The organism is Nocardioides litoris, from assembly GCF_006346315.1.
Classification (GTDB): domain Bacteria; phylum Actinomycetota; class Actinomycetes; order Propionibacteriales; family Nocardioidaceae; genus Nocardioides; species Nocardioides litoris.
This window is the reverse complement of record NZ_VDMR01000009.1, coordinates 178,648-199,558: the sequence shown is the minus strand read 5'-3', so window position 1 is coordinate 199,558 and position 20,911 is coordinate 178,648. Positions and strand designations below refer to the sequence as shown.

Below are 20,911 nucleotides of genomic sequence, written 5' to 3'. Positions count from 1 at the left end.
CAGGAATGCGTGTCGTCCCCATCCGGCACACGGCCCTCGTTCGACCCTCGTGCACCACAGGTCACACGATCTGCGCACCCCACCGCGCGTGTCACCTGTTCGGGTGGCGCGCCCTGACCTGTTCGAGCCATTCCCGTTACCCAGCCGTGACTAGGTCTGCCCTAGCCCTTCTGCTCAGGGTTCCTTAAGGTGGCGCGTTGGTGGGCCACATCACAGGCCGGCCGCAAACATTCCACTCGGAGGGAACATCTCGTGAAATTCCTCAAGACCGGGCTGAGCGTGGCGCTCGCCGTCACGGGCCTGGCGCTCGTGCCGGGGTCGCCGTCAGCCGCCGTCGGTGCTGCCCGCACCGACGACCCGACGGGGGTGTCCGCGCTGCGCGCGGCCGCCGACGGGACCGTCGTCGCCTCCACCGACAGCGCGACCGGCAAGGTCGGCTTCGTCGCCGCCCGCGGCGCCAACGCCGACCTCCTCCCGGGCCGCCAGGCGTCCTCGCCGACCTCGGCCGTGGCCAAGGCGACCGCCTACCTCGACCAGTACGGCTCGTCGTTCGGCCTCGGCAAGGACCAGCTGGTCCAGGGCAGCGTCACCCCCAGCCAGGTCGGCTGGACCGTGACCTACCACCAGGAGTACCGCGGTCTGCCGGTCTTCGGCTCCGCGCTCAAGGCGACCGTCGACGAGCAGGGCGACCTGACCTCGGTTGCCGGCTACGCCGCGCCCGACCTCGACCTGTCCACGACGCCGCGCCTGTCCCCCTCCCAGGCCGCCGAGCGGGCCGTGGGCTTCGTCAAGGAGGACCCGCCGACCTCCCACGAGGGCGCCAAGGCCGACACCTCGGGCGTCGAGGCCGTCACCAACGAGCTGCAGGTCTACCGCCTCGGTGCCCTCAAGGGCGAGCAGGGCGAGGCCGTCCTGGCCTACGTCGTCGAGGTCTCCGACGGCGGTGACGTCCGCGACCAGGTCTTCATCGACGCCAACACCGGCAAGCCCGTCAACCGCTACTCCCTCGTGCACGCCGCGCTCGACCGCGAGCTCAACGAGGCGACCGGCACCGCCGCGGCCCCGGTCATCACCAAGGTGTGGGGCGAGGGCGACCCGTTCCCCGGCTCCCTCAACGTGGACCAGCAGAACCTGGTCAACTCCGCGGGCGAGTCCTACTGGATGTTCAAGAACACCTTCGGTCGTGACTCCTACGACGGCGAGGGCGCCCGGATGCGCACGGTCAACAACGACCCGCGCATCAGCTGCCCCAACGCCAACTGGAACGGCACCACGACCAACTACTGCAACGGTGTCACCTCCGACGACGTCGTCTCCCACGAGTGGGGCCACGCCTACACCGAGTACACCTCCGGCCTGATCTACCAGTACCAGTCCGGCGCGCTCAACGAGGCCTACTCCGACGTGTGGGGCGAGACGCTCGACCTCATCAACAACCGCGAGGACGAGGGCGAGGAGAACAAGGTCCGCACGACCACCCAGTGCGACCCGACCGCCCCGGCCAAGCTGCAGGTCAACATCACCGCGCCCGCCTCGGCTGCCGGTCCGTGCACGGCGGCGGCCGCCGGTTTCGGCCCCGCCTTCACCGCCGAGACCATCACCGCCGAGGTCGTCGTGGCCACCGACGCCGCCGACGCGGCCGGCCCCTCGACCACCGACGGCTGCTCGGCCTACTCCAACGCCACCGCCGTGTCCGGCAAGTGGGCCTACGCCGACCGCGGCACCTGCTCGTTCCAGATCAAGGCCGACCAGGCCAAGGCCGCCGGCGCGGTCGGCATCGTCTTCGGCAACAACGCCGCGGGCCTGCCGATCTCCCCGTCGGGCGAGTCGACGATCCGGGGCCTCATGGTCACCCAGGGCGACGGTGCCCGCATCAAGGGCGCCGGCGCGGTCGCCATGACCATCCAGGCCGAGGACGCCTCCACCCGCCCGGTCGCCAACCGGTGGCTCGTGGGCGAGAAGTCCACCGCCTTCGGCGGCGCGATCCGCGACATGTGGAACCCCACCTGCTACGGCAACCCCGGCAAGGTCAGCGACGCCGAGTACAACTGCGACCCGCTGCTCACCGACAACGGCGGCGTCCACGGCAACTCGGGTGTGCCCAACCACGCCTACGCGCTGATGGTCGACGGCGGCACCTACAACGGCCAGACCATCGCGGGCATCGGCCTCGACAAGGCGGCCAACATCTGGTGGGTCGCCCAGACCGCCCACCTGGTGCCGTCCTCGGACTTCACCGACGCGGCCAACGCCCTGGAGCAGTCCTGCGCCGAGCTGGTCGGCAGGCCGATCAACAAGCTCTCGACCGTGGCGAACGCGACCCCGGCCGCCGCGGACTCCATCACCGCCACCGACTGCCAGTCGGTCAGCAAGGCCGTCGTGGCCGTGGAGATGCGCAAGGACCCGGTCCAGTGCAACTTCCAGCCGCTGCTCGCCCCCGGCAAGGTCAGCCCCTGTGGTGACGGCACCGTCGTCGAGACCACTGTCGTCGACGACTTCGAGAAGGGCCTGACCAGCTGGACCCCGGAGCAGCAGCTGGCCACGGGCGCCACGGAGGGCTTCCCGTGGAAGGCCACCGACCAGGCCCCCGGTGGCCGTACCGGCACCGTCGCCTACGCCCCCGACCCCGACGAGGGCGCCTGCGCCCCCGGCGACGACGACATCTCCAGCCGCGACTCGATCGTGAGCAAGGAGCTGACCGTCCCCGCCGGCCAGACCCCGCGCGTCAGCGTCGACCACTACGTGGCGACGGAGGGCGGGTACGACGGCGGCAACGTCAAGGCCAGCGTCAACGGCAGCCCGTTCCTGCTGGTCCCCGCGTCGGCGTACCTCTTCAACCCCTACAACGCCACGATGGCCGGCGCGGCGACCAACACCTCGCCGCTCGCGGGCCAGCCGGGCTTCACCGGCACCGACGGCGGCAAGACGGTCGGCAGCTGGGGCCAGTCGACGATCTCGCTGGCCAAGCTCGGCGTGAAGGCGGGCGACAAGGTCAAGCTGCGCTTCGACTTCGGTCGTGACGGCTGCGGCGGCAACGACGGCTGGTACCTCGACAACCTGGTCCTCACCGTCTGCAAGGACGCCACCGACCTGACCGCCGTGCACCAGCCCCAGCCCTCCACCTTCGGCAACGCCAGCTCGGTCAAGGTCTCCGCACCCGAGGAGGCCACCGGCACGGTGACCCTCGAGGGCGCCGGCGCTCCGGTCACGGCGGAGCTCGACGGTGGGACGGCGACGCTGCCCCTGCCCGCCGACACCCCGGCCGGCACCTACGCGCTGACCGTCTCCTACGCCGGTGACGGCACCTTCGGTGCCGCCGAGGTCCCGGTGGCCGTCACCGTCCGCAAGGCGTCGACCTCCGTCCGGGTGATCAAGGCCTCCAAGAAGGTCAAGCGGACCAACCGGGTCAACGTCCGGGTCGAGGTCGAGTCGCCCGCCGGGGTCCCGGCCGGCCGGGTCAGCCTGCGGGCCCAGGGCAAGTCCTGGGGTGCGGCGACGCTGCGCAACGGCTTCGCGCGCATCACGACCCGCGACCTCAACCGGGTCGGCACCTACAAGTTCACCGCCGTCTACGAGGGCGGGGCGAACTACCGGACCAAGAGGTCCCGGGTGATCACCGTCCGGGTGCTCCGCTGACCCCAGCGGCACCATGACGCGGGAGCCCCCGCCGGCATCGCCGGCGGGGGCTCCTCCGCGTCTGGGGCCCTCCGGGGCCGGGCCTAGGGGCCAGGGGCCAGGACCTCAGGCCTCGACGACGACCGGGATGATCATCGGGCGGCGGCGGTGCGCGCCGCTGACCCAGCGACCGACCACCCGGCGGATGGTCTGCTGCAGCTGGTAGGCGTCGGTGTTGCCCTCGGCGAGCGCCGCGTTGACGGCGTCGATGATGGGCTGCTTGACGGCGTCGAAGACCGCGTCGTCCTCGGCGAACCCGCGGGCGTGGATCTCGGGCCCGGCCGAGACCTTCCCGCTGACCGAGTCGACGACCACGATGGCGGAGATGAAGCCCTCCTCGCCCAGGATCCGTCGGTCCTTGAGGTCGGCCTCGGTGATGTCGCCGACCGAGGTGCCGTCGACGAAGACGAGGCCGACGTCGACCTTGCCGGTGATCGTGGCCACGCCGTCGACGAGGTCGACCACGACGCCGTCCTCGGCGACCACGACGTTCTCGACGCCGGTGGCCCGGGCCAGCTCGGCGTTGGCCAGCATGTGCCGGATCTCGCCGTGCACCGGGAGCACGTTGCGGGGCTGCACGATGTTGTAGCAGTAGAGCAGCTCGCCCGCGCTGGCGTGGCCGCTGACGTGCACGTGGGCGTTGCCCTTGTGCACGACGTTGGCGCCCCAGCGGGCCAGGCCGTTGATGACCCGGTAGACGGCGTTCTCGTTGCCGGGGATGAGGCTCGAGGCGAGCAGGACGGTGTCGCCCTCCTCGATGTGCACGAAGTTGTGGCTGCGCTGGGCGATCCGGCTCAGCGCACTCATGGGCTCGCCCTGGCTGCCCGTGGAGATGAGCACCTGACGCTCCGGCGGCAGGTCGGCCAGCTCCTTGGCGTCGACGAGGGTGCCGCCGGGGACGGTGAGGTAGCCTAGGTCGCGGGCGATGCCCATGTTGCGCACCATCGAGCGGCCGACGTAGGCCACCTTGCGGTTGTTGGCCACTGCGGCGTCGAGCACCTGCTGGACGCGGTGCACGTGGGAGGCGAAGCAGGCCACGATGATGCGCTGCTTGCTGTCGCGGAAGACCTGGTCGACCACGGGCGTGATCGACTTCTCCGCCGGCGTGAAGCCCGGCGTCTCGGCGTTGGTGGAGTCGGTGAGGAAGAGGTCGACCCCCTCCTCCCCCACCCGCGCGAAGGCCCGCAGGTCGGTGATCCGGCCGTCGAGCGGCAGCTGGTCCATCTTGAAGTCGCCGGTGTGCAGCACCGTCGCGGTGCCGGTGCGGATGACGATGGCCAGCGCGTCGGGGATGGAGTGGTTGACCGCGACGAACTCGAGCTCGAACGGGCCGAGGATGAGCCGCTGCCCCTCCTTGACCTTGTGGTGCACGGTGTTGCGCAGCCGGTGCTCGCGCAGCTTGCTGTCGAGCAGGGCGAGGGTGAGCTCGGAACCGACGAGCGGGATGTCCTGGCGCTCGCGCAGCAGGTACGGCGTCGCGCCGATGTGGTCCTCGTGCCCGTGGGTCAGCACCAGGGCCTCGACGTCGTCCAGCCGGTCCCGGATCGGGCCGAAGTCGGGGAGGATCAGGTCGACGCCGGGCTGGTGGTCCTCGGGGAAGAGCACCCCGCAGTCGACGATGAGCAGTCGGCCGTCGTACTCGAAGACGGTCATGTTGCGCCCGACCTCGCCGAGCCCGCCGAGCGGGATGACGCGCAGCCCGCCCTTCGGCAGCGGCGGCGGGGTGGAGAGCTCGGGGTGCGGGTGGCTCACGTGGTGGTCCTCACGGATCGGTGGGTGCGTCGTCGACGTCAGAGCAGCCCGGACGCGGCGAGGCCGACGCGCAGCGCGGCCACCTCGTCGTCGTCGAGGGCGACCAGCGGCGAGCGGACGCGGCGGTTGTCGAGCACGCCGAGCAGCTCGAGGGCCGCCTTCGCGGTCGTGGCTCCGTAGTTGGCTGCGCCCATGACCGCGTCGATCGCGGGCAGCAGGCGCTGGTAGATCTCGCGCGCGCCGGCGACGTCGCCGCCGGTGAACGCGTCGTGCATGGCCCGCAGCTGGTCGCCGCAGGCGTGGCCGACGACCGAGACGAACCCGACCGCGCCATGGGCCAGCCAGGCCAGGTTGAGCTCGTCGTCACCGGAGTAGACGGCGTAGCCGAGCTCGACGAGGCGGCTGCCCCTCGCCAGGTCGCCGACCGCGTCCTTGACCGCGACGACCTGCTCCCAGGCCGCCATCTCGGTGTAGGTCTCCAGGGCGATGGTCGAGCCGGTGCGGCCGGGGACGTCGTACAGCATCACGGGCAGCTCGGCGGCGTCGACGACCTGGCGGAAGTGCTGCAGCATGCCGCGCTGGCCGGGCTTGCTGTAGTAGGGCGAGACGAGCAGCACGCCGTCGGCACCGTTCTTGCGCGCCTGCTGGGCCAGCCACAGCGAGGTGCTGGTGTCGTTGGTGCCGACGCCCGCGACCAGCGGCACGTCGGGGCCGACGGCCTCGCGGACGGCGAGCAGCGTCTCGCCGTCCTCCTCCTTGGTCGTGGTCGGCGACTCCCCCGTGGTGCCGGAGACGACGAGGCCGTCGTGGCCGTGGTCGACGAGGTGGCGGGCGATGCGCTGGGTGGCCTCGAGGTCGACCGACCCGTCGGGGGCGAAGGCCGTGGCCATCGCGGTGAGGACGGTGCCGAAGGGGGCGGTGCCGAGGGGGCCGGTCATGGGTTCAGGCTATCCGCGGCGCGACCTCGGCCGCGATCAGGTCGAGGTGGTCGAGGTCGGCGAGGTCGAGCACCTGCAGGTAGACCCGCTCCGAGCCCGCCTCGGCGAACCGGCGGAGGGTCTCGGCGGCCTCGTCGGGCGTGCCGGCGACGCCGTTGGCCCGCAGGTCGTCGACGTCGCGCCCGATCGCCGCGGCCCGACGCTCGACCTCGGCCTCGTCGGACCCGACGCACACCACGAGCGCGCTGGACCACCGCATGGTCGCCGGGTCGCGGTCGGCCGCCTCGCAGGCCCGGCGGACGCGCTCGAACTGGGCGGTCGTGGTCTCGACGTCGACGAAGGGCAGGTTGAACTCGTCGGCGTACGCCGCGGCGAGGGCGGGGGTGCGCTTCTCGCCCCGGCCGCCGATGATGATCGGCGGCCGGTCCTGCACCGGCTTGGGCAGGGCCGGGCTGTCGGTGAGCGGGTAGTGGGTGCCGTCGTGGCTGAACCCGCCGTCGCTCCCCCAGAGCCCGGTGATGACGGCCAGCTGCTCCTCGAACCGGTCGAAGCGCTCACCGGTCGAGGGGAACGGGATGCCGTAGGCAGCGTGCTCGCGCTCGAACCAGCCCGCACCGAGCCCGAGCTCGACCCGGCCACCGCTCATCTGGTCCACCCCGGCCACGGTGATCGCCAGCGGACCGGGCAGCCGGAACGTCGCGCTGGTCATCAGCGTGCCGAGCCGGATGGTCGAGGTGTCGCGGGCCAGGCCGGCCAGCGTCGTCCACGCGTCCGTCGGTCCGGGGAGCCCGTCGCCGCTCATCGTGAGGTAGTGGTCGGAGCGGAAGAAGGCGTCGAAGCCGCGCTCCTCGGCGCGGAGGGCCACCGCGAGCAGGTCGTCGTACGTCGCGCCCTGCTGGGGCTCGGTGAAGATGCGCAGGTCCATGGCCCCACCCTGTCAGGGGCCCGTGACGGACCGGTCGTCAGCCGGCGGTGGGCGAGGTGGTCCGGGACCACCAGACCCGGTCGAACCCGTCGAACCGCTCGCGGTCGGTGACCTGCCAGACCCGAGGGTCGATGGCCGGGAAGAAGGCGTCGCCCTCGGGCTCGAGCGGGATCTCGCTGACCACGAGCTCGCTGGCCAGGTGGATCGCCTCGGCGTACACCTGGGCGCCGCCCGCGACCACGACCTCGCCGCCGGGCACCGCGGCCGCGACCCCGAGCGCGCCGAGGAGGCTGTGCGCGACCCGTACCTCGTCGTGGCCGGGGGTCCAGGAGCGGTCGCGGGTGAGCACGACGGTGGTGCGCCCGGGCAGCGGCCGGCCGATCGACTCGTACGTCGTGCGCCCCATGACGAGGGTGTGGCCGAGGGTCAGCGCCTTGAACTCCGCCTGCTCGCCCGGGACCCGCCAGGGGATGTCGGGCCCGTGCCCGATGACGCCGTTGCGGGCCACCGCGGCGACGAGGAGCACCCGCTTCACGCGCGCCTCACGCGAGCATCGCCCCGTCGGACGGCGTGACGCCGGCCAGCCGGTCGCGCAGCGCGACGAGCTCGCCGACGGCCTCGACGAAGCGCGTGGTGCTCTCGCCGACCTGGAGGTCGTCGAAGTAGTGGTGGCGCATCGCGAGCCGGGCCAGCTGGTGCTCGTCGACCTCGAGCCGGGCCGCGAGCAGGTCGGCCAGGCCGGCGACGGTGTCGGGGTCGACGACGTCGGCGCAGCGGCTGACCGGCACCTCGAGCCGCAGCCGGTCGCCGTCGCGGTGGGGGTCGGTGATCAGCAGCGGCTTCTCGTTGCGCAGGTAGAGCCAGTCGAGCCCGACCGAGGAGACGTCGGTGACCATCGCGTCGCACGAGGGCATCACGGCGAGGATGTCGCCCGCGAGGATCGCGAGGTGGCCGGCACCGGGGTCGCGCTCCTGGGCGTCGGCGATGCGGGCCAGCAGGTCGAGGTGGGCGGTGCGGACGTCGGGCCGCCGGCTGGTGACCAGCTTGGGGTGCGGCTTGTAGACGAGCCGGACGCCGGGCAGCGAGAGCACCGCGTCGACGACCTGGCCGCCCATGCCCGGGACCGAGGTGTAGTCGTTGTAGGCCGCGTCGCCCTCCCAGGTGGGGGCGTAGAGCACCGTGCGGCGGTCGGAGTCGTCGAGGAGCGCGGCGGTGCGCAGGTCGAGCTGCGGGCGGCCGATGCGGACCAGCCGGGAGGTGTCGAACTCCATCAGCGCCGCGGCGTGCCGGTCGACCGCGGCCTGGCCGGCCACGAAGACGCGGTCGTAGGCCTTGGCGTTGTTGCTGGCCATCGACTGCTTGTCGCTCTCGCCGTGGTTGACGTGGGCGTGGAGCACGCGGGCGTCGAGCAGCGACTGGAAGTTGAGCGGGGAGTTGTTGACGTAGAGCACCACCCGGTGGCCGAGGGCGTCGTACAGCTCGGTGAGCTCGGTCAGCGACGGCACCAGGTGGAGGGGCAGGGTCGTGCGGGACCGCACGACCTCGGCCGAGGCGGGGTCGCGCAGCACGAGGGCGACCGGGTGCTGCTGGTGGAGCACCTCGAGGACGGGCAGCCACTGCACGAGCTGGTAGGTGCGGGTCGGGTCGTCGGCGAAGTAGACGACGACGGAGACCTCGGACACGCCCCGAGTGTAGAGCCGCGGCCTCAGACGGCGATGGGGGCCTTGATGCCCGGGTGGGGGTCATAGCCCTCGACCACGACGTGCTCGAGGTCGAACGCGTCGAGCTCGGTCACCGCGGGGTCGAGCACCAGCCGCGGCAGGGGCCGCGGCTCGCGGGTGAGCTGCAGCCGGGCCTGGTCGAGGTGGTTGGTGTAGAGGTGCGCGTCGCCGAGGGTGTGCACGAAGTCGCCGACCTCGAGCCCCGTCACCTGGGCGACCATGTGCGTCAGCAGGGCGTACGACGCGATGTTGAACGGCACGCCGAGGAACGCGTCGCCCGAGCGCTGGTAGAGCTGGCAGCTCAGCCGTCCCGGGCCGTCGGCCTGCGGGGCGACGTAGAACTGGAACAGCGTGTGGCACGGCGCCAGGGCCATGTCGGGGATGTCGGCGACGTTCCACGCCGAGACGACGTGGCGGCGCGAGTCGGGGTCGCGGCGCAGCTGCTCGACGACCTGGGCGACCTGGTCGACGTGGCGGCCGTCGGGGGTCGGCCACGAGCGCCACTGGTAGCCGTAGACGGGCCCGAGGTCGCCGTCGGCGTCGGCCCACTCGTCCCAGATCGTGACGCCGCGGTCCTGGAGCCACTTCACGTTGGTGTCGCCGCGCAGGAACCACAGCAGCTCGGCGAAGACCGAGCGGGCGTGCACCTTCTTGGTGGTGACCAGCGGGAAGCCCTCGCTGAGGTCGAAGCGCATCTGGTGGCCGAAGACCGACAGCGTGCCGGTGCCGGTGCGGTCGGCCTTCTCCACGCCCTCGTCGAGGATCCGCTGGAGCAGGTCGAGGTAGGCGCGCACGGGCCGAGGCTACTCCGACCCGGGGGTGCCGGGCTGGCTCTCGGGGTCGAGCAGCGCCTGGGCGGTCGCGCGGTCGGCCTCGGCGCCGGTGGTGAGCGCGTAGAGGGCGTAGCCCAGCGGCGCGGCGTCCCAGAGGTGGCGGGCCTGCGCGGCGAGCCCGTCGTGGACGCGCCCGCCGGCCTCGGCGTACGCCGCCAGGGTGGCCTCGAGCCCGGCCGAGCCGGCGGCGCCGTACTGGGCGGAGAGGTCGCGCGCGGGGTCGTCGACGCGGGCGGTGGTCCAGTCGAGCACCCCGGTGACCGTGCCGTCGTCGGCCAGCAGGACGTGGGCGGGGTAGACCTCGCCGTGCGTCATCACGGTCGCCGTCGGCCAGCAGGCGTCGTCGGCCAGCCACGCCCGCCAGCCCTCGGACAGGGCGGGGGCGACGGTGAACGCCTCGCTGACCCTCGCGACGTCGTCGCGCCAGGCCTGGCGCACCTGCTCGGGGGTGCGCACCTCGACGCCGGCGACCGCCGCCTGCTCGGCGGTGATCGCGTGGAGCGCAGCGAGCAGCCGGCCCAGGCGGGCGGCGTAGTCGGGGCTGTCGGGCTCCAGGTGCCACACGGGCTCGCCGGCGGCGGTCAGGGTCAGCCCGGGGCTGCCGGGCAGGGCGGGGTAGGCCAGCAGCTCGGGGCTGCGCACCTGCCAGTCGGGCACGGCGACGCCGACCGCGGCGAGCGCCGGCGCCACGAGGTCGAGGGTGCGGGCCTCGGCGTCGGTGCCCTCGACCACGTCGGGGCGGCGGGGCAGCCGCAGGGCCCAGCGCCGCCCGTCGGTCGCGTCGGCCAGCACGACCCGGAAGTCGAGGCCGGCCTCGACGACCGTCGCTCCGTCGGCGACCAGGTCGAGGCCGTGGCGGGCCGCCAGGGCCAGCACATCGGTCAGGGTGGGGCCGACGTCGCTCATGGGACGCCCGCGAGGTCGACGGAGCCCGTGATCGTGGTGCGGGTGGCGCCGCCGACCCAGACGGTGCCGTCGACGACGTCGACGTGCACCCGGCCGCGCCGCTGCAGCGCGGTCCCTTGCGCCGCGACGTACGACGGGGGCAGGACGCGCCCGGCCAGCCACTGCGCGAGCCCGGCGTTGAGGCTGCCGGTCACCGGGTCCTCGAACCCGTCGTAGACCGCCCGCACCTCCACCGCGCACTCGTCGCCCGCGGGGCGCGGACCGACGACGCCGACCTTGAGGTCGGCGAAGCCCTCGCCCCGGCCGCAGCGCAGCACCGTCTCGGCGTCGGGGAGCAGCAGACCGAGCCAGCCCGGGCCGTTGTCGACCCAGGCCGCGTCGACGACGTCGTCGCGGCGCAGGCCGAGACCGCGCACCGCGGCCGCGACGTCGGCCTCGTCGGCCGGGCCGGAGCGGCGCAGCGGCGGCGCCGCGAAGGCGAGCCGGCCACCGGCCCCGTCGGTGTCGCGCCGCACCGTGACCAGCCCGGCTCCGCACTCCTGGACGATCGCGTCGGCGGCCGCCGGCTCGCCCCCGGCCTCCAGCCAGGCGTGGGCGGAGCCGAGGGTGGGGTGGCCGGCGAAGGGCAGCTCGCCGCCGGTGGTGAAGATGCGCAGCCGGTAGTCGGCGCCCGGCTGCGTGGGCCGCAGCAGGAACGTCGTCTCCGACAGGTTGGTCCAGCGAGCGAAGGCGGCCATCTGGTCGTCGTCGAGGCCGTCGGCGTCGTGGACGACGGCGACCGGGTTGCCGAGCAGCGGCTCGGTCGAGAAGACGTCGACCTGGCGGAACGACCTCACGGGTGCAGCGACATCGGGCCGTAGACCCGTCGGTCGTGCTCGTGCAGGACGACCTGGTCGACGCCGGCCTCGGCCAGCCGACCGAAGACCTCCCCCACCCACGACTCGGCGTCGGCCTGGTTGGCGAAGCGCTGGTCGGCCAGGTCGGCGGCGTCGCCGCCGGGCGCGACCTCGGTGCCGTCGGCGGTCTCCAGGCGCCACCACCAGGGGCGCTCGGAGGCGGAGGGGCGGCGGAACGTGGCGGGCGGCTCGGGCAGCACGGGTCAGGACTCCTTGACCGAGGTGTCGACGAAGGGCAGCGGGCGGATGCGGAACGTCTCGCGGCGGCCGCGGACGTCGACGCCGACCTCGGCCTCGGGGTTGACCGAGGTGGAGAGCAGCGCGAGGGCGATGCCCTTCTTGAGGGTCGGCGAGAACGTGCCGGAGGTGATCTCGCCCAGCAGCACGTCGGGCGTCAGGCTCACCGTCATGTGCGGGCGCGGGATGGCCCGGCCGGTCGACTCGAGGCCGAACAGCCATCGCCGCGGGCCGGCCTCCTTCTCGGCCAGCAGCGCCTCGCGGCCCCAGAACGCCTCCTTGGACCAGCCGACCGCCCAGCCGAGGCGGGCCTCGTTGGGGGTGACGGAGACCGTGATGTCCTGGCCGTGGAGCGGGTAGCCCATCTCGGTGCGCAGGGTGTCGCGCGCGCCGAGGCCGCACGGGCGGATGCCGTGCTCCTCCCCCGCGGCGAGGATCGCGTCCCACAGCGCGCCTGCGCCCTCGGCGCCCACCAGCACCTCGTAGCCCCGCTCGCCGGTGTAGCCGGTGCGGCACACCGTGACCGGCGCGCCGGCGTACGACGCCTCGTCGAAGCTCATGTAGGAGTGGCTGGTCGGCAGGCCGACCGCGGTCAGCACGGCCTCGGCCCGCGGGCCCTGCACGGCCAGCACGGCGAGCTCGGTGTGGCGGTCGACGACCTCGACGCCCTCGGGCGCGGCGGTGCGCAGCCGGCGCACGACCTCGGCGGTGTTGGCGGCGTTGGGGACGAGCAGCACCTCGTCGTCGCTGCGGTAGTAGGCGATGAGGTCGTCGACCACGCCGCCGGTCTCGTCGTCGCAGCACAGCGTGTACTGCGCGCGGCCGGGGCTGATGCGGCCCAGGTCGTTGGTCAGGGTCGCGTTGACCAGGTCCGCCGCGCCCGGGCCCTCGACGGTGGCCTTGCCGAGGTGGCTGACGTCGAAGACCCCCACGGCGGTGCGCACCGCGGTGTGCTCCTCGACCACGCCGGCGTACTGCAGCGGCATCGACCAGCCGCCGAAGTCGGCGAACTTGGCCCCCAGGGCCAGGTGGCGGTCGTGCAGCGGGCTGCGCAGCGGTCCGGGCGGGAACGACGTCTCCGACATGCTGGGCAACCTACCGGCACCCCAGGGCAGGGGGCGGCGGCGCGTAGGCTGCCGCGGTGACGTCGTGGACCCTGCGCAGCGCCAGCCCCGCCAAGACCCGCAGCGACGCCGTCGTCGTCGGTGTCGTCGACGAGGGCGGCACGCCGCGGCTCGCCCCGGGCGCCGACGACGTGGCCGGGGCCTACGGCCGGCGGCTGGCCCCGCTGCTCGCCTCGCTCGGCGTCACCGGCAAGGCCGGCGAGGTCGTCAAGGTCCCGACCGCCAAGACCATCTCCTCCCCCGTGCTCGTGCTCGTCGGCCTGGGCCGCGAGGTCACCACCGCCGGCGTGCGCCGCGCGGCCGGCGCGGCGGCCCGCGGCGTGCCCAACGCCGCCTCGGTCGCCCTGGCCCTGCCCGCCGACTCCGCGGCGCTCGTGCGCGCGGCCACCGAGGGCTACGCGCTCGGTGGCTACACCTTCACCGCCTACAAGAAGGCCGGCAGCCGCTCCGACAAGGCCGCCGAGGTCGTCGTGCTCAGCCCGGTCGCGCGCAAGAAGGACGTGGTGGCGGCGTTCGAGGAGGCGCAGGTGCTCGCCGGCGCCGTGGCCCGCACCCGCGACTGGGTCAACACCCCGCCCAACGACCTGCGCCCGCCCGCCTTCGCCGACTCGATCACCGAGGCCGTCGAGGGCCGGGGCCGCGGCGCAGCCGCGGTCGAGGTCGAGGTGCTCGACGAGCAGCAGCTCGCCGACCTCGGCTGCGGCGGCATCCTGTCCGTCGGCCGCGGCTCCTCGGCCCCGCCCCGCCTGGTGCGGCTCTCCTACACCCCCAAGAAGGCCCGGACCCACCTCGCGCTCGTCGGCAAGGGCATCACCTTCGACAGCGGCGGCCTGTCCATCAAGCCCGCCAACGGCATGGCCGAGATGAAGTCCGACATGGCCGGCGCCGCCGCCGTGGTCGCCGCCACGCTCGCCATCGCCGACCTCGGGTTGCCGGTGCGCGTGACGACCTACGCCGCGCTCGCCGAGAACATGCTCGGCTCCGACGCCACCCGCCCCGGCGACGTCGTCACCATGCTCGACGGCAAGACGGTCGAGATCCTCAACACCGACGCCGAGGGACGCATGGTCCTCGGCGACGCGCTCGTGCACGCGGTCCGCCAGGAGCCCGACGTCGTCGTCGACGTGGCCACCCTGACCGGCCACATGGTCGTCGCGCTCGGCGACAAGGTCGGCGGCGTCCTCGGTGACGAGGAGACCGTGGCCGCGGTGCTCGCCGCGGCCGAGGCCGCCGGCGAGGACCACTGGCCGATGCCGATCCCCGAGGCCATGGACGAGCGCATCCACTCCAGCAATATCGCCGACCTCGCCCAGCACGACTGGGTGCGCTGGGGCGGCGGGCTGTTCGCCGCGGCCTTCCTGCGCGAGTTCACCGGCGGCCTGCCCTGGGCCCACATGGACATCGCCGGGCCGGCGTTCAACGGCGGCGGCCCCAGCGGCCACTGGACCAGCGGCGGCACCGGCGTCGCGGTCACCACGCTGGTCGAGCTCGCCCGCTCGCTCGGCGAGGGCTGAGACCGGCCCAGTAGACCGGCCGGGAAGACCGGCCGAGGAGACCGGCCTAGAAGCCGCGGCGCTCGCGCTCCTCGCGCTTCTTGCGCGAGTTGTAGTCGCGCATCCGCTGCGGGACGCCGACCACCGCGGCGTCGTACGACGGCACCTGGTGCTTGTTGCAGAACTCGTGCGCCCAGGCCACCGACGGCACCCGGCGCCGGGTCCACTCGCCGTCGTGGGCGACGAGGAGCAGCGTGACCTCGCTGACCGCGGTGCGCGGCTCGACGAAGCCCTCGACGCCGTGGCGCTCCCCCACCCAGGAGCTGAGGTGGGCGGCGTCGACCTTGTCCGCGGCGCGGACGGTGGTGCTGCCCGTGTGCGCCCCGCCGGTGGGGCGGCTCATCCGTGGCGTGGCGCCACGCCGGAAGCGGTCCAGGAAACCCATGGGGCCAGTCTGCCGCGCCCGGTCCTGCCCGGTCACCTGAACGCCCCGGGCCGGGGTTGTCGCGCGTGCCACAGGGAGGACGCGAGGTCGGCACGAGGGTTACCGGCGGGTCACCCGACCGTCGGCGCCGCGCGGCCCGCCGTAGTGCAAGGATGGGCGGGACGGCGGCACCGGCACCGTCGCCACCCCTGACCCAGGAAGGACCAGCGTGGCCGACTTCGACGTCCTCGTCCTCGGGGCGGGCTCGGGCGGCTACGCCTGCGCCCTCCGCGCGGCCCAGCTCGGCCTGTCGGTGGGCCTGGTCGAGAAGGGCAAGGTCGGCGGCACCTGCCTGCACGTCGGCTGCATCCCGACCAAGGCGCTGCTGCACGCCGCCGAGGTGGCCGACAACGCCCGCGAGTCCGAGCAGTTCGGCGTCCGCGCCACGCTCGACGGCATCGACATGCCCGGGGTCAACGCCTACAAGGACGGCGTGGTCGCGCGGCTGCACAAGGGCCTGACCGGACTCGTCAAGAGCCGCGGCATCACGGTCGTCGAGGGCGCGGGCCGGGTCACCGGCGACCGCCAGGTCACCGTGACCGGCGATGGCGGCGCGCAGGTGCTCACCGGCCGGCACCTGGTCCTGGCCACCGGCTCCCGCAGCCGCTCCCTGCCCGGTCTCGAGGTCGACGGCGAGCGGGTCCTCACCTCTGAGCACGCCCTGCGCCTCGAGCACGTGCCGGCCTCGGTCGTGGTGCTCGGCGGCGGCGTCATCGGCTGCGAGTTCGCCAGCGTGTGGCGCAGCTTCGGCGCCGAGGTGACCATCGTCGAGGCGCTCCCCCGGCTCGTCGCCGGCGAGGACGAGGCGTCGTCCAAGGCGCTCGAGCGGGCCTTCCGCAAGCGCGGCATCACCTTCCGCACCGGCACCCCGTTCCAGTCGGTCAAGACCACCGACGACGGCGTCGCGGTGACGGTCGAGGGCGGCGACGTCATCGAGGCCGAGCTGCTGCTCGTCGCCGTCGGTCGCGGTCCGGTCACCGAGGGCCTCGGCTTCGAGGAGGCCGGCGTGCGCACCGAGCGCGGGTTCGTCCTCACCGACGAGTCCTGCCGCACCGGCGTCGAGGGCGTGTACGCCGTGGGCGACATCGTCCCCGGCCTCCAGCTGGCCCACCGCGGGTTCGCCCAGGGCATCTTCGTCGCCGAGCACATCGCCGGCCTCGACCCCACGCCCCTCGACGAGACCGCGATCCCGCGCGTCACCTACTCCCACCCCGAGGTCGCCTCGGTCGGCCTCGACGAGGCCGCCGCCCGCGCGGCACACGGCGACGACGGGATCGAGATCCTCACCTACGACCTGGGCGGCAACGGCAAGAGCCAGATCCTCAAGACCCAGGGCTTCGTCAAGCTCGTCCGCCGCACCGACGGTCCCGTCATCGGCGTCCACATGGTCGGCGACCGGGTCGGCGAGCTCATCGGCGAGGCGCAGCTGATCTACGCGTGGGAGGCCCACGCCGACGACGTCGCGCCGCTGGTGCACGCCCACCCCACCCAGAACGAGGCGCTCGGCGAGGCCCACCTGGCCCTGGCCGGCAAGCCCCTGCACGCCCACTCCTGACCGCCCCGACCCGCCCAGCCCCCAGAAGGAAGAGCAGCCACCCATGGCCACCGAAGTCAACCTCCCCGCTCTCGGCGAGTCCGTCACCGAGGGCACCGTCACCCGCTGGCTCAAGCAGGTGGGCGACACCGTCGCGGTCGACGAGCCGCTGCTCGAGGTCTCCACCGACAAGGTCGACACCGAGATCCCCTCGCCGGTCGGCGGCACCCTGCTCGAGATCAAGGCGCAGGAGGACGACACCGTCGAGGTCGGCGCCGTGCTCGCCGTCATCGGCGAGGAGGGCGAGTCGGCCGGTGACGCCACCGAGTCCGCCGAGCCCGAGGCGCAGCCCGCCGATGAGCAGGAGGCGGAGAAGAAGGCCGAGCAGGAGGAGCAGATCGCCGAGGAGGAGGGCGAGCTGCCCCCGGGTGACGAGACCCCCGAGGCCGAGAAGGACGACTCCCCCGCGCCCGCTGCCTCCGGCAGCGGTGACAGCGGTAGCGGTGGCAGCGGTAGCGGCGGCGGTGGCGAGGCCACCTCGGTCACCCTGCCGGCGCTCGGCGAGTCGGTCACCGAGGGCACCGTCACCCGCTGGCTCAAGCAGGTCGGTGACGACGTCGCGGTCGACGAGCCGCTGCTGGAGGTGTCCACCGACAAGGTCGACACCGAGATCCCCTCCCCGGTCGCGGGCACCCTGCTCGAGATCAAGGTCGAGGAGGACGAGACCGTCGAGGTCGGTGCCGAGCTCGCCGTCATCGGCGACCAGGGCGCCTCCCCGGCCGACGCGTCCGGCTCCGCCGCGCCCGAGGCCCAGCCGAAGGACGAGGAGCAGGCGGCGAAGAAGGCCGAGCAGGAGGAGCAGATCGCCGAGGAGAAGGGCGAGCTCCCGCCGGGCGACGAGACCCCCGAGAAGGAGAAGGAGACGCCGTCGGCGCAGGAGCCCGAGCCCGCCCCCACCCCGGCGGTCGAGCCCGAGCCCAAGGCCTCCTCCGCGGCCCCGGCCGGCGACTCCGGCGCCTCCGGTACGCCGGCGGGCGGGTCGGCCACCGACGGCGGCGGCTACGTCACGCCGCTGGTCCGCAAGCTCGCCGCCCAGCACGACGTCGACCTGTCGTCGGTGACGGGCTCGGGTGTCGGCGGACGCATCCGCAAGCAGGACGTGCTCGACGCCGCCAAGGCCAAGGAGGCGGCGCAGGCAGCGCAGGCAGCGCCGGCGGCCTCCGCGCCGGCCGCGCAGGCCGCTCCGGCCGCCCCCGCCGCCTCCGGCGGTGCCCCGGCGCCGGTGACCCCGTCGCCGCTGCGCGGCACGACCGAGAAGATCAGCCGGCTGCGCAAGATCATCGCCGAGCGCATGGTCGACTCGCTGCAGTCCGGCGCCCAGCTGACCCAGGTCATCGAGGTCGACGTCACCAACATCGCGCGGCTGCGCGAGGCGACCAAGGCCGACTTCCTGTCCCGCGAGGGCGTCAAGCTGTCCTACCTGCCGTTCTTCGCCAAGGCCGCGATCGACGCGCTCAAGCAGCACCCCAAGCTCAACGCGACGATCGACACCGACGAGGGCACGATCACCTACTACGACCGCGAGAACCTCGCGTTCGCCGTCGACACCGACAAGGGCCTCATCACGCCCGTGGTGAAGGACGCCGGCGACCTGTCGATCGCGGGCCTGGCCAAGAAGATCGCCGACGTCGCCCAGCGCACCCGCACCAACAAGATCGGCCCCGACGAGCTCAGCGGCGGCACGTTCACGATCACCAACCTCGGGTCGGTCGGCGCGCTGTTCGACACCCCGATCATCAACAAGCCGCAGGTCGCGATCCTCGGCCCCGGCGCCGTGGTCAAGCGACCCGTCGTGATCGACGACCCCAACCTGGGCGAGACGATCGCGGTGCGCCACATGGTCTACCTCGCGCTGACCTACGACCACCGCCTGGTCGACGGCGCCGACGCCGGCCGCTTCCTCCAGGAGGTCAAGAAGCGCCTCGAGGCCGGGTCCTTCGAGGTCTGAGTCGATCCCACGACGGGCCCCGGTGAGCTGCTGCTCGCCGGGGCCCGTCGCCGTCCCCCTGCGGGTGTCCTGCCGCCGTGTGCCGGTCTGCGAGGCTCGGAGCCATGGCCAACCTCTCCGTCGTGCTCGCCGGCGGCTCCGGCTTCCTCGGCTCCCACCTGCGCACCGCCCTGCGCGGCCGGGGCCACACCGTCACCTCCCTGGTGCGCCACGAGACGCAGGGTCCCGACGAGTCCCGGTGGGACCCCTACGCCGGCGAGGTCGACGCGACCCTCGTCCGCACGGCCGACGTCGTCATCAACCTGGCCGGCTCGCCCACCGCCGGCAACCCGCACTCCCAGGCCTGGGCCCACGACCTCGAGCACAGCCGCGTCACCACGACCCGGTTGCTGGCCGAGACCATCGCGGGCGCCTCGACGCCGCCGGCATTCCTGGCCGGCAACGGCATCTCCTACTACGGCGACCACGGCGACGCGGTGCTGACCGAGGCCGCCGACACCCGCGGGCACGCCCTGCTGACCCGGGTGGCCCGGGTGTGGCAGGCGGCCGCCGACCCTGCCGCCGCCGCGGGCGCCCGGGTGGTCGTGCTCCGCACGTCGCCGGTGATGGACCGCCGCGCCGCGCCGCTGCAGCAGCTGCGACTGCTGTTCAAGGCCGGCCTCGGCGGCCGCCTGGGCAACGGTCGGCAGTACATGCCGATGATCTCGCTGCGCGACTGGGTCGGCGCGACCGTCCACCTGGCCGAGCACGACGACGTGTCCGGGCCGGTCAACCTCTGCCTGCCCATCGCGCCGACCAACCGCGAGTTCACCCACGCCCTCGCCGCCGGCGTACGCCGCCCGGCCGTCGTGCCGGTCCCGGGTCCGGTCATCAAGGTGGCCGGGGGCCGGATGGCGCCCGAGCTGCTCGGCTCGGTCAACGTGCGGCCGGCCGCGCTCCTCGACGCGGGCTACGAGTTCGCCGACCAGGACGTCGAGGACCTCGTCGCCACCGCCCTCAACCCACCGGACTGACCGCGGCCACCCGCCACCCCGCTGCGGAGGCGCGGACGAGCACGACCCGGCGGGTCGAGGGCTGGTCGCCGGTGAGCCGCGTCGGACCGACGACCACCGCGGCCACGCGGTCGGTCACGACCAGCGCGAGGCGCCGCGGCCCCCGCTCGACCACCCGCAGGTCGAGCACCTGGGTCTCGAGCCCGTCGACCCGGACTCCGCGGCGCGACCACGCCCGGAGCATGGCGACGTCGCGCCGGCCGGCGACCGACCCGGGCGTGTAGAGCTCGGCCAGCGCCCGCGGGTCGGCCGCGGCCCAGGCGTCGGCGCGGGCGGCGTCCCATCCGCGCAGCACCTCGCGCGGCCCGTCGGCCGGGGGCGGCGTCGGAGCCGGGGACGCCGACACCGCGGGCGGGGCGGCGGCGGGGCGCTCCTCGCGACCGACGGCGACCGGCGCGGGAGGGTCGCCGGTCACGACCAGCACGCAGGCCGCCACGATCGCGCACAGCGCGACGAGCAGCACCGCGATCACCGCGTGCGGGAGCCACCGGTTCGACATGGCCCCAGTAGAACGCGCGCGGCGGTGGCCGCGCTGCGCTCCTCCACAGGCCCGGCGTAGGGTCGCCGACGTGGACGAGCTGACCTTCGAGGTGGCGGGTCTGGGCCCGGACGCGGTCGACTACCTCGCTGCGTGGGACCAGCAGCGCGAGGTGCACGCAGGCGTGGTCGAGGGAGTCCGGCCGCCGACGGTGCTGCTCCTGGAGCACCCGCCGGTGTACACCGCCGGCAAGCGCACCGACCCCCACGAGCGCCCGGCCGACCCCGGCGGCGCTGCGGTGGTCGACGTCGACCGCGGCGGCAAGATCACCTTCCACGGGCCCGGCCAGCTCGTCGGCTACCCCATCGTCCGGCTGCCCGACCACGTCAAGGTCGTCGACTACGTCCGTCGCGTGGAGGAGGCCCTGATCGCGGTCTGCCGCGACCTCGGTGTCGAGACGGCCCGGGTGCCCGGCCGCAGCGGCGTCTGGCTGCGTGCCACCCCGCCGTCGGGCGGGTCACCCGGACGACCCGAGCGCAAGGTCGCCGCCATCGGCATCCGGGTCAGCCGCGGCGTGACCATGCACGGGTTCTCGCTCAACTGCGACGTCGACCTCGGCTGGTACGACCGGTTCGTGCCCTGCGGCATCGCCGACGCCGGCGTCACGACGCTCTCGGTGGAGACCGGCCGACGGGTCACCGTGGCCGACGTCCTCCCCGTGGTCGAGCGGCACCTGCGCCACTACCTCGCCTGGACGCCGTACGACGCCACGCCGGACTACGAGCCCCGTCCCGAGCCCGGGCGCACCCCGCGGATCGAGCTGGTCCGTCCCGGCGGCTGACCGCCGGTCCGGCT

Annotated in this window: 18 protein-coding genes; 6 read left to right on the top strand and 12 right to left on the bottom strand. The window is 73.8% G+C overall.

Translation table 11 applies throughout. The annotated features are described in order from the left end of the window. The first annotated feature begins 252 nt into the window (after window positions 1-252). Window positions 253-3,636 (top strand): M4 family metallopeptidase, encoded by a 3,384-nt coding sequence (locus FJQ57_RS20675; RefSeq protein ID WP_170219538.1) that lies wholly within the window; start codon window positions 253-255, stop codon window positions 3,634-3,636. Between the two features lie 105 nt (window positions 3,637-3,741). On the opposite strand, the gene FJQ57_RS20670 is transcribed toward FJQ57_RS20675, so the two are convergent. The 10 genes from FJQ57_RS20670 to gcvT are packed head-to-tail and all read right to left on the bottom strand — an operon-like array spanning window position 3,742 to window position 12,968. Then, on the bottom strand, window positions 3,742-5,427 hold the full coding sequence (locus FJQ57_RS20670; protein ID WP_139984007.1) for a ribonuclease J: 1,686 nt from the start codon (window positions 5,425-5,427) through the stop codon (window positions 3,742-3,744). Between the two features lie 38 nt (window positions 5,428-5,465). Next, on the bottom strand, window positions 5,466-6,365 hold the full coding sequence (gene dapA, locus FJQ57_RS20665; protein WP_139984005.1) for a 4-hydroxy-tetrahydrodipicolinate synthase: 900 nt from the start codon (window positions 6,363-6,365) through the stop codon (window positions 5,466-5,468). A 4-nt stretch (window positions 6,366-6,369) separates the two neighbouring features. Beyond that, window positions 6,370-7,290, bottom strand: a complete 921-nt coding sequence (locus FJQ57_RS20660; RefSeq protein WP_139984003.1) for an LLM class F420-dependent oxidoreductase — start codon at window positions 7,288-7,290, stop codon at window positions 6,370-6,372. Window positions 7,291-7,327: 37 nt separating this feature from the next. Next, window positions 7,328-7,825, bottom strand: coding sequence for a dihydrofolate reductase (locus FJQ57_RS20655; protein ID WP_246081948.1), 498 nt, complete (start codon window positions 7,823-7,825; stop codon window positions 7,328-7,330). Between the two features lie 7 nt (window positions 7,826-7,832). Continuing rightward, window positions 7,833-8,972 carry a CDP-glycerol glycerophosphotransferase family protein gene (locus tag FJQ57_RS20650; RefSeq protein WP_139984002.1) on the bottom strand — a complete coding sequence of 380 codons (1,140 nt, stop codon included), beginning with the start codon at window positions 8,970-8,972 and terminating at the stop codon, window positions 7,833-7,835. A 23-nt stretch (window positions 8,973-8,995) separates the two neighbouring features. Beyond that, on the bottom strand, window positions 8,996-9,805 hold the full coding sequence (locus FJQ57_RS20645; RefSeq protein WP_139984000.1) for a thymidylate synthase: 810 nt from the start codon (window positions 9,803-9,805) through the stop codon (window positions 8,996-8,998). 9 nt (window positions 9,806-9,814) lie between these two features. Beyond that, the gene (locus FJQ57_RS20640; RefSeq protein WP_139983998.1) at window positions 9,815-10,750 is read right to left on the bottom strand and encodes a macrolide 2'-phosphotransferase; all 936 of its coding nucleotides are present in this window, start codon (window positions 10,748-10,750) and stop codon (window positions 9,815-9,817) included. Continuing rightward, complete coding sequence (locus FJQ57_RS20635; RefSeq protein ID WP_139983996.1) at window positions 10,747-11,586, bottom strand: PhzF family phenazine biosynthesis protein; 840 nt, start codon at window positions 11,584-11,586, stop codon at window positions 10,747-10,749. Before FJQ57_RS20635 ends, FJQ57_RS20640 begins: the two co-directional genes overlap by 4 nt. Then, window positions 11,583-11,846: a hypothetical protein gene (locus tag FJQ57_RS20630; protein WP_211349224.1), complete on the bottom strand. Its 264-nt coding sequence runs from the start codon at window positions 11,844-11,846 to the stop codon at window positions 11,583-11,585. Before FJQ57_RS20630 ends, FJQ57_RS20635 begins: the two co-directional genes overlap by 4 nt. A 3-nt stretch (window positions 11,847-11,849) precedes the next feature. After that, window positions 11,850-12,968, bottom strand: a complete 1,119-nt coding sequence (gene gcvT / locus FJQ57_RS20625) for a glycine cleavage system aminomethyltransferase GcvT (protein ID WP_139983994.1) — start codon at window positions 12,966-12,968, stop codon at window positions 11,850-11,852. Window positions 12,969-13,024: 56 nt separating this feature from the next. Here gcvT and FJQ57_RS20620 point away from each other — a divergent pair, with 56 nt between their 5' ends. Further along, a complete protein-coding gene (locus FJQ57_RS20620) occupies window positions 13,025-14,521 on the top strand; it encodes a leucyl aminopeptidase (RefSeq protein WP_139983992.1) in 1,497 nt (498 codons plus the stop codon). Between the two features lie 46 nt (window positions 14,522-14,567). Here the strand turns inward: FJQ57_RS20620 and FJQ57_RS20615 are convergent, their stop codons facing one another. Beyond that, window positions 14,568-14,945 (bottom strand): hypothetical protein, encoded by a 378-nt coding sequence (locus FJQ57_RS20615; protein WP_246081947.1) that lies wholly within the window; start codon window positions 14,943-14,945, stop codon window positions 14,568-14,570. 208 nt (window positions 14,946-15,153) lie between these two features. Between FJQ57_RS20615 and lpdA the strand changes: the two genes are divergently transcribed. The 3 genes from lpdA to FJQ57_RS20600 all read left to right on the top strand — a co-directional run bounded on the left by lpdA (window position 15,154) and on the right by FJQ57_RS20600 (window position 19,539). Next, on the top strand, window positions 15,154-16,539 hold the full coding sequence (lpdA, locus tag FJQ57_RS20610) for a dihydrolipoyl dehydrogenase (protein WP_139983990.1): 1,386 nt from the start codon (window positions 15,154-15,156) through the stop codon (window positions 16,537-16,539). 43 nt (window positions 16,540-16,582) lie between these two features. Continuing rightward, on the top strand, window positions 16,583-18,526 hold the full coding sequence (sucB, locus tag FJQ57_RS20605; protein WP_139983989.1) for a 2-oxoglutarate dehydrogenase, E2 component, dihydrolipoamide succinyltransferase: 1,944 nt from the start codon (window positions 16,583-16,585) through the stop codon (window positions 18,524-18,526). A gap of 104 nt (window positions 18,527-18,630) precedes the next feature. After that, window positions 18,631-19,539 carry a TIGR01777 family oxidoreductase gene (locus tag FJQ57_RS20600; RefSeq protein ID WP_139983988.1) on the top strand — a complete coding sequence of 303 codons (909 nt, stop codon included), beginning with the start codon at window positions 18,631-18,633 and terminating at the stop codon, window positions 19,537-19,539. Here the strand turns inward: FJQ57_RS20600 and FJQ57_RS20595 are convergent. Further along, window positions 19,523-20,077 carry a hypothetical protein gene (locus FJQ57_RS20595; protein ID WP_139983987.1) on the bottom strand — a complete coding sequence of 185 codons (555 nt, stop codon included), beginning with the start codon at window positions 20,075-20,077 and terminating at the stop codon, window positions 19,523-19,525. The two genes, FJQ57_RS20600 and FJQ57_RS20595, sit on opposite strands and share 17 nt — an antisense overlap. 70 nt (window positions 20,078-20,147) lie before the next feature. Here FJQ57_RS20595 and lipB point away from each other — a divergent pair, with 70 nt between their 5' ends. Beyond that, the gene (gene lipB / locus FJQ57_RS20590; RefSeq protein ID WP_246081946.1) at window positions 20,148-20,897 is read left to right on the top strand and encodes a lipoyl(octanoyl) transferase LipB; all 750 of its coding nucleotides are present in this window, start codon (window positions 20,148-20,150) and stop codon (window positions 20,895-20,897) included. The last annotated feature ends 14 nt before the right edge of the window (window positions 20,898-20,911 follow it).

Coding starts and splice junctions, on each gene's coding strand:
- dapA (WP_139984005.1), bottom strand. CDS start 6,365: ATGACCGGCCCCCTCGGCACCGCCCCCTTCGGCACCGTCCTCACCGCG.
- FJQ57_RS20660 (WP_139984003.1), bottom strand. CDS start 7,290: ATGGACCTGCGCATCTTCACCGAGCCCCAGCAGGGCGCGACGTACGAC.
- FJQ57_RS20640 (WP_139983998.1), bottom strand. CDS start 10,750: ATGAGCGACGTCGGCCCCACCCTGACCGATGTGCTGGCCCTGGCGGCC.
- gcvT (WP_139983994.1), bottom strand. CDS start 12,968: ATGTCGGAGACGTCGTTCCCGCCCGGACCGCTGCGCAGCCCGCTGCAC.
- FJQ57_RS20615 (WP_246081947.1), bottom strand. CDS start 14,945: ATGGGTTTCCTGGACCGCTTCCGGCGTGGCGCCACGCCACGGATGAGC.
- sucB (WP_139983989.1), top strand. CDS start 16,583: ATGGCCACCGAAGTCAACCTCCCCGCTCTCGGCGAGTCCGTCACCGAG.
- FJQ57_RS20600 (WP_139983988.1), top strand. CDS start 18,631: ATGGCCAACCTCTCCGTCGTGCTCGCCGGCGGCTCCGGCTTCCTCGGC.
- FJQ57_RS20595 (WP_139983987.1), bottom strand. CDS start 20,077: ATGTCGAACCGGTGGCTCCCGCACGCGGTGATCGCGGTGCTGCTCGTC.